Below are 11,517 nucleotides of genomic sequence, written 5' to 3'. Positions count from 1 at the left end.
ATTTTTCGAGGAAAAGCCCAGAGCGGGAACGTTTTCGGGCTGGTTGGATGTTGACCCTGGTACGACAGCTCGTCGAGCTAGAGAAGAGGCGACGTGACTACTGTTCTGACCCCCGCGAGCCCGCTGACGGCCGCCGATCGCTGCGACCGCTGCGGCGCCCAGGCATACCTGCGCGTCGTGCTGCTCAGCGGCGGAGAACTGCTCTTCTGCGCCCACCACGGCCGCAAGTTCGAGCCGGAACTCAAGAAGATCGCCGCTGAGATACAGGACGAGTCGGAGCGACTGACCGCAGCTCCCGCAGCAAGCACTCCTGAAGAAGAGCGCTGACACTTCGCGTCCACGACGAGCCAGCACCGGCACAGGCCGGCGACGGGCGGCCCCGCTCCTGAACCACAGGAGCGGGGCCGCCCGTCCTCGTATCCACCGATGCCCTCAGCGGTCGTCAGGCGCTCTTGTGCGGGCCCGGTGCACCGCGATGGCGGCCGAGCGTCCGCAGGACGTCGGACACCCGCGTGTAGACGCCGGGGCTCCCGGCCCGGCCGCACCCGCTTCCCCACGACACCAGCCCGATCAGCCGGCCCTGGGCGACCAGCGGCCCCCCGCTGTCCCCCTGACAGGCGTCACGGCCCCCCTGGGGCTCTCCGGCGCACACCATGGCCTCCGGGAGGTAGGTGCCGTCCGCACCGCCCGGATACGCCTCCTCGCAGCGGGCGTCGGGCAGCACATGGACACGCGCGGCGTGCAGGCTGCCCGCGTAGTCGCCGCCGCCGCTGAGATCGCCCCAGCCGTAGACGGTGGCGGCCGTGCCCGGCCGGTAGGCCGTGTCACCCGTGGCCGCCATCCCGATCACCGAGCTCTGGGGCAGCGGCGAAGCGAGGGTGAGCACGGCGAAGTCGCCGGCGTTGCTGACGGTGTCGTAGTCCGGGTTGACCCACACGTCCCGTACCGCTACCGCCTGGCCACTGCCCGAGAGCAGGTCCGTACGGCCCGCGACGACCTTGAGGTCGCCCGCGCGGTTCGGTGGCGCACCCAGGACGTCGTCGCCCATGCAGTGGGCCGCGGTCAGCACGGTGGTCCGGGCCACGGCGACACCGCCGCAGAACTGTCCCGCCCGGGTACCCCCGAACCGGTCACGGCTGGACAGCGCCACCGTCCACGGGCTCACGGAGACATCGACCGGGAACCCGCCGACGACGATGCTGTCGGCGGCCACGGGGGCCGCGGAGACCAGCGGTATGGCGGACGCGGCAGCCGCCAGGACCAGCGGCCGGGCCAGCGCCCGGGCAAAGGGACGACGCATGCACGTTCCTCACTCTGGGGTGGTGATGAGAGACCCAGAGTGATCCAGCACGCCGTGCCGCGCACCTGCGGGCAGCACGAAGGCCCGGCTCCCCGAGGGGAAACCGGGCCTTCCGTGACGTACGACTACGGCCTAGTCGAGGTAGTCGCGCAGCACCTGCGAGCGCGACGGGTGGCGCAGCTTCGACATGGTCTTGGACTCGATCTGGCGGATGCGCTCACGGGTGACCCCGTACACCTTGCCGATCTCGTCGAGGGTCTTCGGCTGACCGTCGGTGAGACCGAAGCGCATCGAGACCACACCGGCCTCGCGCTCGGAGAGGGTGTCCAGGACGGAGTGCAGCTGCTCCTGGAGGAGCGTGAAGCTGACCGCGTCGGCCGGGACGACGGCCTCGGAGTCCTCGATGAGGTCACCGAACTCGCTGTCGCCGTCCTCGCCCAGGGGGGTGTGCAGGGAGATCGGCTCACGGCCGTACTTCTGGACCTCGATGACCTTCTCCGGGGTCATGTCGAGTTCCTTGGCCAGCTCCTCCGGGGTGGGCTCGCGGCCCAGGTCCTGGAGCATCTGGCGCTGCACGCGCGCGAGCTTGTTGATGACCTCGACCATGTGCACCGGGATACGGATGGTGCGGGCCTGGTCGGCCATCGCGCGGGTGATCGCCTGACGGATCCACCAGGTGGCGTACGTCGAGAACTTGTAGCCCTTGGTGTAGTCGAACTTCTCCACCGCGCGGATGAGACCGAGGTTGCCTTCCTGGATGAGGTCCAGGAAGAGCATGCCGCGACCGGTGTAGCGCTTGGCCAGGGAGACCACCAGACGGAGGTTGGCCTCCAGGAGGTGATTCTTGGCGCGGCGGCCGTCCTCGGCGATGATCTCCAGCTCGCGCTTGAGCTTGGGGGCGAGCTTGTCGGCGTTGGCCAGCTTGTCCTCGGCGAACAGACCGGCCTCGATGCGCTTGGCGAGCTCGACCTCCTGCTCGGCGTTGAGGAGGGGGACCTTGCCGATCTGCTTGAGGTAGTCCTTGACGGGGTCGGCGGTGGCACCGGCAGCGGCGACCTGCTGCGCGGGCGCGTCGTCCTCGTCCTCGTCGGAGAGCACGAAGCCGGCGCTCTCGGCGCCCTCGGGCTCGTCACCGGTCTTGCCGGGGGTCTCCTCGACGGCCTCGTCGTCGACGAGCTCGGCGTCGTCCTTCTTGGCGCTGGTCTTCTTGGCCGCCGCAGCGGTCGTCTTCTTGGCGGCGACCTTCTTGGCGGCCGCCTTCTTGGCGGGCGCCGCCTTCTTGGCTACGGCCTTCTGGGCGTCGTCCTCGGCGGGAGCGTCGGCGAGAGGCGCCGCCGGAGTCGCGGTGGCGGTGGCCTTCTTGGCGGTCACCGTCTTCGCGGCGACCGTCTTGGTGGCGGTGCGCTTGGCCGGACTCTTCGCTGCGACGCTCTTTCGGGTGCGCTTGGGCTCCGCGGCACTGACCATCAGCGTCACACCCTCTTCCTCGAGGATCTGGTTGAGGCTGCGCAGTACGTTCTTCCACTGAGTGGCCGGAATCTGGTCAGCTTCGAAGGCCCGACGCACGTCATCGCCGGCGATCTGCCCCTCAGCCTTTCCCCGCTCGATGAGCGCCATGACAGAGACGGACTCGGCGATCTCCGGCGGGAGCGTACGGGATGTGCTGGCCGACACGAACAACCTCTCGGAACGATGGAAAACGGCTTCCGGCCCCGTCCGGTACGGACAGGAACCGACGACCGCCGACTTGGGGATGGGCCGGCGGCGCGGGCTGGGGCCGGGAAGAATCACAGCGCCTTGAACGGCGTCCGTATTCCCTTCCGCGGCTGTCACCTCTTAGGTCATCGCGCAGTTCCCGCGAGCGTTACGCCCAATCTGCGTGGCCCGAGTCACACCCCGTAAGCGCTCAAAAACGGTCAGACGCGGGCAGAGGAGGTCACCCAGGGCCCCGCGAGGCACTTCTCGGCGAGATCCGGCGCCCGTCACACCGCCGGACCCCGCCGGTCCCCTGGAGGATCCTGCGGGGTCCGGCAGAAGGCGGCGACCGGGCCGGGCGGCGCCACGGAAGCGCGGCGCACCTCGACCGCGCCTGCCACCCGGCGCGTCAGTGCTCGCGCGGGGCGGGCACCACGCGCTCCACCTCGGGGTGCACGATGAGCAGCTGCCGCATGGCCGCCTCGGCCGCCGCGCCGTCACCGGCGGCGAGGGCGTCGACGATCCGGGCGTGGTGCGCCAGGGACGCGTCGTTCGGGCGGTCACAGCCCGTGACCGGGCCGCCGGAGACCTGGAGGGCCGACGAGACGATCCCGGAAAGATGCTCCAGCATGCGGTTGCCCGCGACCTGGATGAGCAGCGAGTGGAACTCGGCGTCCGCGCGGGAGAAGGTCAGCGCGTCGCCCTGCGCCATGGCGTGACCCATGATCTCGACCATGTCGGAGAGGCGCTGCTGGACGTCCTCGCGCCCGTGCCCGGCGGCGAGGCGCGCGGCGAGCGGCTCGATCGTCCAGCGCAGCTCGCTCAGCTCGCGGCGCTGGTTGTCGCGCTGCGGGCCGAAGGCGCGCCACTCGATGATGTCCGGGTCGAGGAGGTTCCAGTCGCTGACGGGACGCACGCGCGTGCCGACGTTCGGGCGGGCGCTGACCAGGCCCTTGGCCTCCAGGACGCGCAGCGACTCGCGGACGACGGTGCGGGAGACCTCGAAGCGCTGGCCGATCTCCTCGGGCACCAGCGGGCGGTCGGCGCCCAGATCACCGGAGACGATCATCTGACCCAGCTGCTGGACGAGTTGGCCGTGCAGTCCGCGTCCGCGGCTGCCCGCGGCACGACGGCCCACGCGGCCCAGCTCGGGGTCGGAACCGTCCCAGGAAGGGGCTCCGAGGCGCTCGGTGACGGGCGCCTCGGCATAGGGGTAGCGGTCGAGTTCGCCCGGGCCGGCGAGACCGGAGTCTGCGGAGCGGGCGGCGGTCATCATGGTGTGCGCAAGGGTACTCACGGATCCTTTGTCGGCGTTGGTCCCAACTCCCTTGAGGTCTTTGGTGAAAAGCACACGAAAGGGTGATCGCTCACCCCGTCGCAATTGACGCCTTATCGGAAAGAAATGGGCTTTCTCCGGGGAGTTGTGCGCAGAGCGGGACCTGAAGGGCGCGCACGGCCGTCATCGGACCCTGCTACGCAGGGTCGTGAGCAGATACGCGCAGAGCAGTGCGGTCAGCGACAACGTCAGTGCCCCGCCCACGGGTTGGACGATCACTCGCGCCACCGCGGACAGGTACCGCTCACCCCCGAAGGGCCACTGCAGCAGGAACACCTTCCGCAATCGCAGGGGAAGGCCCGCCGCGGCCCGCACGGCCGGCCCTTCCAGCGCCTTGTGCACGAGGGGTACGACGAGAACCGGTACGGCGACCACCGCGGCGAGCCCGGCCGTGGTGGACCGGAAGATGCCCGCGGCCAGCACTCCGGCCCAGGCGCACCCGACGAGCAGGCCGGTCCAACTCGCGCTCGCCGAAAGCCAGTCGGCGGGAACCTGCGCGAGCTCCCGACCGTATACGAGATAGAGCACTTCGGCGTCGCAGCCCACCGTGAGGAAGCCCAGCAGCAGCGCGGTGGCCGCGGAGACGAGGAGCTTCGCGAGGAGCAGCCCCATCCGCCGGGGGACGGTGCCGCGGTCCGCCGCCAGGGCAGGGTGCCGGAACTCGTCGCCGAAGGCGAACGCCCCGAGCAGTCCCGCGCCGAGGGCCGCGGGCGGCAGCGGCAGCTCCCGCGGCCACGCGGCCAGCAGGCGCGGCTGCGGGGTGTGCCCGATGCGGGCCAACAGCAGTGCGGTGAGGGCGGAGACGACCAGTACGGCGGCCCCGGTCAGGAACCCGGTGCCGATACCGGTGGCACGGCGCAGCTCGTAACGGAGCGGGCGCAGTGGACTGGGGGCGGAGCGAACGGAGATGGGGGGTGGGAGCGGGGACAGGGCGTCGAGGGTGGCGGCTCGCGAGGGGCGCGTGGCACGCGCGCGAGGCAGAGCGCCCGTTGCCTCTGCGGGGTCGATGAGAGGGACCAGTCCTGTGCGGGCTGGACTCGGCGCGCCGGGGCCGCGTGTCGCAGGGACGCCTGCGGTGGTCGGCTGAGCGACGGGGTCAACGGCGATGTCGCGCAAGGGGCTGACGGCAGCCGCCTGTTCCTCGTGCGGCGGGTGGGCTTGGGCGACGGGTTCCGGTTCTTCGGCCTCCTCGGCAGCCGCGGGCCCGGCGGTGGGCAGGGCAGGTGTGGTCAGGGACGACGGCGGCTCGGCGAACGGCACGTCCGTGAGAGGCGACGCCGTCGCCGCCGGTGACGAGGGGGCCGGCACTCGCGGCTCGTCACTGGATTCCGCCTCCCCCTTAGGGGACGTACCGGCCCCAGGCCCCATGTCGCCGATCTCGTCGGCGAGTTGGTGTACGAGGATGTCGTGCCGGAACGCCGTCTCGCCGACCTCCGCGCACGTGCTGCCGTACACGGAAAGGCGGTTGCCCTCCTCCCGTACGACTTCGACGGAGCGGTGCGCGGTGCGGGCCTCCTTGGCGAGGAGAGCGGCGAGGCGGGCGGCGTGTGGGGTGCGGACGGCGACGCGGGGGCGCAGCCGGGTGCGGGCGAAGTCTCCGGCCTCCTGGTCGGCGAGGAGTCTGCCCTGTTCGAGGGTGACGACCCGGTCGGCGCTGCGGGCGGCCTCCTTGGGGTCGGCCGTGGTGAACAGGACCGTGCCGCCCTGCGCGGCGTGCGCGTGCAGCATGCCGTACAACCAGCGGCTTTCGCGGGCGGAGAGCTCGCCGGCGGGTTCGTCCAGCACCAGCGTGTGCGGGTCGGACAGCAGGGCACAGGCGAGGCCGAGGCGGCGGTCCATGCCGCGGGCGAGGCTGCCGAGGCGTTCGTCGCGCAGGCTGACGAGGCCGACCACTTCGAGGACCTCGTCGGCCCGCCGGGCCGGAACACCCGCCGCGGCACACAGCATCCGCAGATGGCCGCGGACCGAGCGGGCCGGATGTCCCGGCACGTCGCCCAGGAGCACGCCGACCTCGCGCGACGGGTGAGCGATGCGATGGAGCGGGCGGCCCCTGAAGTAGGTGATTCCACGCCCCTGTTGGAGTTCTAGCATGAGCCTGAGCGCGGTCGTCTTCCCCGCACCCGGTACTCCGAGGAGTGCGGTGACGCAGCCCGCACGGGCCTCGAAGGAGACGTCGTCGACGGCGGGCGGATGCTCCTTGCGGGCGTTGCTGGTCAGTCCGAAGGCCTGGATCACCCACAGCAAGATAGCGCGCTATGTCCGTTTTTTCGGGCATCGAACGGCCCGCACCGCAACGCTTGGTCACCCGGTTCGCGGTGCTACGACGTCACACCTCGGGGCGCAGCATCGGCGGGTTGAGCAGCGTGGCCCCGCCGGCCCGGAACAGCTGCGCCGGGCGTCCGCCCTGACGGGTCGTCGTACCGCCGGTCGGGACGAGAAAGCCGGGCGTGCCGGTCACCTTGCGGTGGAAGTTGCGCGGGTCGAGCGCCACGCCCCACACCGCCTCGTAGACGCGGCGCAGTTCACCGACGGTGAATTCGGTGGGGCAGAACGCCGTGGCCAGAGACGAGTACTCGATCTTCGAACGGGCACGCTCCACCCCGTCGGACAGGATCTGCGCGTGGTCGAAGGCGAGCGGCGCCACCGGGTCGCCGTCGCGTCCGAAGCCGCCCTGTTGCAGCAACTCCTCTACGGGCGCCCAGCGCGCGTTGCTGGCGTCACCTCCGGCGCGGGGTGCGGGCAGGTCGGGGGCGAGTGCGAGGTGGGCGACGCTGACGACACGCATCCGCGGGTCGCGTTTGGGGTCGCCGTAGGTCGCGAGTTGCTCCAGGTGCGCTCCGTTGTCCTGGGCGGGGACCGCCGGATCGTGGGCACGCAGTCCCGTCTCCTCGGCCAGTTCACGGGCGGCGGCCTGGGCCAGGTCCTCGTCCGCCCGCACGAAGCCGCCTGGCAGCGCCCAGCGTCCCTGAAAGGGCGGCTCGCCCCTGCGTACCGCCAGCCCGCACAGAGCATGGCGGCGCACGGTCAGCACGACCAGGTCCACGGTGACGGCGAAGGGCGGATACGCTGACGGGTCGTAGGACATGCGGCGATCATAGTCGTCTGCCTGACGATAAACACTCCCTTCGCCGGTACCGCCGTGACTGATCCACTTCGGTGCGATACGCGATTGATCCTCCGCTTACGGCCCTCGGCCGACACGGACTCGTGCGAGGTCACGCTCCCAATTGCAGTCCGGCGGCCGCCTCCTCGACCATGGCGACACCGAGTCGGCCGACCCGTACGGAGAAGGGGGCGCCCGCGATTCGCAGTCCCGTCAGGCCGATCTCGCCCAGGGGCGCGCTGCGGACCGGACGGAGGGTGACCGTCCCGGCGGGGGCGTCGGGGCGGATGCCCGCGAGGGTGGTCAGCAGCAGTACTCCGGCGGCTGCCGCCGTGGCCGCCGGGCGGCAGGCGGCCGGGTGAGGAACGGGAGCGCTCCCCTCCGTCCGCTGCTCCCCCGCGTACATCTCGGGGAGCCGGTGTCCGAACGCCTCGGCCGCCGCCAGGACGCCCCGCAACAGTGAGGTCGCCTCCTTCTCGTGGCCGCCGGCGGCCAGGCCCGCGACGGCGATCGCCGTCTCCTGCACCCGCACGGCGCCGCTCCGGTGACCGAACGGGCTGAATCCCGGTTCCTTCGCGCCCAGGCCGCGCAGCCCCCAGCCCGAGTCCATGGCCGGGCCTCCGAGCAGCCGGGCGAGTTGTTCGGTCCGCGCCTTGTCGAGCAGGCCGGGTGCGTACTCACCGCCGCCCAGCAGTCCGGTGTCGAGGAGATGGGCCGCGGTCGCACCGAGGTGTGGCACGAGGCGTCCGTCCGGAAGCCGGGCCGCCGCCGGACGACCGCCGCCCAGGTCCCCGATCCAGAAGTCCGCGCGGAAGACGGTGCGCAACTCCTGTGCCCACTGCCGGAGTTCGACACCACCGGGTCTGCCGAACGCGTCCAGCAGATCGGCTCCGAGCAGTGCTGCCCGGTGGGCGTGGGCCTGTGTCTCGCACCGGACCGGTCCCCCGGGCTGCGGATCACGCAGATAGGTGCCGTCGCCCACGGTGGTCCGCAACCAGGTCAGACAGCGTTCGGCGGCCGGCAGCAGCTCCCGTGTCTCCTGCTCCGGGAGCCCCCAGCGGCGGGCCTCCGCGAGGAGCACCGGGAAGAGCAGGGTCGCCTCCGTCCCCGTGCAGCCCGGCGGCAGATGGGCGCCGGCGTCGCGGCGCGGTCCCGGGATCATTCCGAACTGTGCTCCGGGGCGCGGGAGTTGGGTCCGGGCCAGGGTCCGCAGTGTGCCCGCGGCGAGCCGTGTGCCGAGGGGCAAGGTCATGCGGGCCGCCGTGAGCGACTCCGCCGGGGCCAGACCGCACCGCCAGGGCGCCCCGGCCGCGAGGTGTGTGTCGGAGGGGTGCGCGGGGTCGCGCAGCAGCAGTGCCTGGAGATCCTCGACGCTGGTTCGCAGCAGCACCTGGACCCGGGGGTCGTCACCGGCCGCCCGTGCGGAGGCCAGTGGGCTGGTCGCCCCGTGGCCCACGGCCCGGACCGGTCCCGCGCCGTCCGGCCGTACCCGCAGTTCCACACTCGCCGTACCGCCCGGCGGCAGTTCGAACTCCCAGCGCAGCAGCCCCGCAGAGGCCAGCGCGTCGGCGGGCGGCGGATCGGCGGTGACCGTCGAACTCCCGGTGGCACCGGACCAGCGCAGCCCGGCGTCGTGCACGGTGGCGGGGAGTTCGGGTCCCGTGCCGCCCGCGGCGATCGCGCCCAGGTCCGCCAGGTCCGTGCCGAGCGCCACCTCGACCGGCAGGCGCAGCGGGCGCCAGGACACGCTGCGCAGGGTGATGCGCTCCATACCGCCGGCGTGCCGGGTCCGCTCGACCACGAGGTCGGGGTCCGGGCCGCAGTCCGGGGACACCCTCACCGTCCCCACGAAATGCGCACGGTCGGCCCCCGTCATCCTGGCCTGCACCGCCAGCGGCTCACGTCCGGCCACCCGCACCTGACAGCGGGAGAGCACCCGCCGACCCGCACGGTAGAACCCCTCCAACCCCCGGCCGTTCAGCTGACCTTGCTCGGTGGAGACGGCGAGGCCCGGGAGGGCGACGCAGATCAACGTGTTGTGGGTGGGTGGCAGTTCGACGGAACGGCGGGGCGCCGGACGAGGCATGTGCGGAACAGAATTCTGGGGCGGGGAGAGGGAAGAGGACCGAAGCGGGGACGGTGCCGGAGACCGGGCCGGGGGTGGCGGTGGACGGCGAATGTGGCCGGGCGCCAAACCCTCCGCCTCCCGTTGCGACGGCTGCGACGGCTGCGACGGCTGCGACAAGCTTCCGCCAGGGCGGTCACGGGCATCGGAGGGCGGAGTCGGCTGATGCATGGGCGGCTTCTTCTGCGCTCTGTGCGCCTCGGACGTGTTCGGCGCCGGATGGAGAGTCCCGGAAGGACAAGGGCAGTACGGCGACACGACCCGATCAGGCGTTCCGCCACTCAGGTGAACGGAGCCGGACTCCTCCTGGTCACGCCCGCGGCCCGGGAAGCCGACCGAATGGCGGTGGAGCGAAGGAGACGGACGCGCGGCATCGGTCCCCCATGTCTTGATCACCCGTCCCCCTCAATGCCGTTGCTCCCCGGCAGAGGCCGCTCCGAGCAGGTGTCACGGCGCCGCGAACCGCTCTTCCCGGAAGCGCGGGCACGCGTGCCGCCGGGACGTGCGGTGCTCTGCGCCGGTGTGCGAGGGCGGGAGCCGTCCGGTTCGGCGGAACGCGGACGGCCCTCGACTCCGTCGGCGGTACGCGCGCGGCGCCGACGGCGGGAAGCCGAGGGCGTTCCCACCGGTGCCGGGACGTCGCCGGAACCGCTCGCGCCCCGCGGCGCCGAACCGTCGGCGGCCTGCGCGTCGCCCGCCCCACCGGCATCCGCACCCGCACAGTCCTTCCGTTCCGCGCGCAGGCAGCGGCGGATCGACTCCGGGTCCAGGCCCTCGTTGCAGGCCTGGTGCAGGAGGCGGGCGAACAGGTAGTCGGAGTCGGCGCCCAGGGCCATGGCCAGGGCTTCCCTGGCCTCCAGGTCGTCTCCCGTCGACCAGGCGACCCAGCCCGCGAGTGTGAGTGGAGCCGCGGCATGTTCGCCGTAGGGCCCGACACAGCGGCGGGCCAGCGCGCGCCAGAGGCGCAGAGCCGGAACCGCCTCGTCGCCCTCCATCCATTCGGCCGCGCGGTCGCGGGTCGTACGGTCCTGGAGACCGAGGATCAGTGTGGCCGCTTCGTCATGGGCCAGCAGTTGGTCGTCGCGCAGGTCCGACTGGTGGGTGCCGGACACGGGTGGTGCCGCGGCGAACCGGTTCAGGACCAACCGGGCGAGGTCCAGCGTCTCGTGTGCCACGTCCGCGCGGTAGGCGTCGTCGAGGATGCGAGGGACCAGGGCCGAACCGGCGGCGTCGAGGGCGGCTTCCTGCTCCAGCGCGGCGGCCGTCTCCCAAGGTTGCAGCCTGCTGCGCAACTCGCGGAGTGTGCCGCGTACTTGGAGCCCCGCGTAGGTCGCCGCGGCGGCCAGCACGGAGGTGCCGGGCAGGCCCATCGGGGATCCGTCGACCGGGCAGCATCCCTCGATCGGGCAGCAGTAGGACCAGAAGCGGCCGTCCGAGATGCAGAGCGCCTCGATGACCGTCACATCGAGACGGCCGCACTCGGTGCGCAGGTTCTGCACCAGCGGACGCAGACGCTCCATGACCTGGCGCCCCGACTCGCCGGGTGCCGGTTCCTGGCAGACGTAGGCGATCATCTGCTCGGGCCGGGTGCCCCTGCGCTCGCTGCCGGTCACGAGGCCGTGGGCCAACTGCCGTGCCACGGACGCCCAGTCGTCCGCGCCGGCGGGAATGCCGAGCCGGGCTCGGCCGCCGAAGCGGCCCCGGCCGCCTCGATCGTGCAGGGCGACGAGGACGATGCTGTCCTCGGGGCGGTACCCGAGGAGGTACGGGAGGGCGTCGGCGAGTTCGGCCGGGGTGCGCAGGGTGACCTGGTGGTCGGCGCCGTGTCGGTCGTACGCGGTGGGCTCGATGTCGCCGTTTTCGGAGGATCCGGTCGTTTCGCTGTGATTCGTCATGCGTTGACGATCTCGCGAATCGCCCCGTTCCGCTTGAGCCTGTGGATAAGTCCGGTCAGGGGC

Annotated in this window: 8 protein-coding genes; 1 reads left to right on the top strand and 7 read right to left on the bottom strand. The window is 72.0% G+C overall.

Annotation, left to right across the window (positions count from 1 at the left end; genetic code table 11):
- Positions 1 to 93 precede the first annotated feature (93 nt).
- Positions 94 to 327 (top strand): DUF7455 domain-containing protein, encoded by a 234-nt coding sequence (locus tag ACWDEW_RS27680; protein WP_019072919.1) that lies wholly within the window; start codon positions 94 to 96, stop codon positions 325 to 327.
- A 115-nt stretch (positions 328 to 442) separates the two neighbouring features.
- Here ACWDEW_RS27680 and ACWDEW_RS27675 read toward each other — a convergent pair whose 3' ends face one another.
- The 7 genes from ACWDEW_RS27675 to ACWDEW_RS27645 form a co-directional block, all read right to left on the bottom strand.
- Positions 443 to 1,300, bottom strand: coding sequence for a S1 family peptidase (locus ACWDEW_RS27675; protein WP_450515960.1), 858 nt, complete (start codon positions 1,298 to 1,300; stop codon positions 443 to 445).
- 132 nt (positions 1,301 to 1,432) lie between these two features.
- Positions 1,433 to 2,974 carry an RNA polymerase sigma factor gene (locus ACWDEW_RS27670; RefSeq protein WP_450515958.1) on the bottom strand — a complete coding sequence of 514 codons (1,542 nt, stop codon included), beginning with the start codon at positions 2,972 to 2,974 and terminating at the stop codon, positions 1,433 to 1,435.
- Positions 2,975 to 3,404: 430 nt separating this feature from the next.
- A complete protein-coding gene (locus ACWDEW_RS27665; protein WP_086022045.1) occupies positions 3,405 to 4,292 on the bottom strand; it encodes a FadR/GntR family transcriptional regulator in 888 nt (295 codons plus the stop codon).
- 162 nt (positions 4,293 to 4,454) lie between these two features.
- Entirely contained in the window at positions 4,455 to 6,566 is a 2,112-nt protein-coding gene (locus ACWDEW_RS27660; RefSeq protein WP_450515955.1) for an ATP-binding cassette domain-containing protein, read from the bottom strand.
- A 91-nt stretch (positions 6,567 to 6,657) separates the two neighbouring features.
- Positions 6,658 to 7,416 carry an NUDIX hydrolase gene (locus tag ACWDEW_RS27655; RefSeq protein ID WP_019072914.1) on the bottom strand — a complete coding sequence of 253 codons (759 nt, stop codon included), beginning with the start codon at positions 7,414 to 7,416 and terminating at the stop codon, positions 6,658 to 6,660.
- A 130-nt stretch (positions 7,417 to 7,546) separates the two neighbouring features.
- Entirely contained in the window at positions 7,547 to 9,520 is a 1,974-nt protein-coding gene (locus tag ACWDEW_RS27650; protein ID WP_450515953.1) for a glycogen debranching N-terminal domain-containing protein, read from the bottom strand.
- Between the two features lie 431 nt (positions 9,521 to 9,951).
- On the bottom strand, positions 9,952 to 11,454 hold the full coding sequence (locus tag ACWDEW_RS27645; RefSeq protein ID WP_450515951.1) for a DUF4192 domain-containing protein: 1,503 nt from the start codon (positions 11,452 to 11,454) through the stop codon (positions 9,952 to 9,954).
- Between the last annotated feature and the right edge of the window lie 63 nt (positions 11,455 to 11,517).

This window comes from Streptomyces sp. NPDC001100, assembly GCF_053598575.1.
Note: the sequence above shows the minus strand (reverse complement) of the source record. Positions and strands in the feature narration are given on the sequence as shown.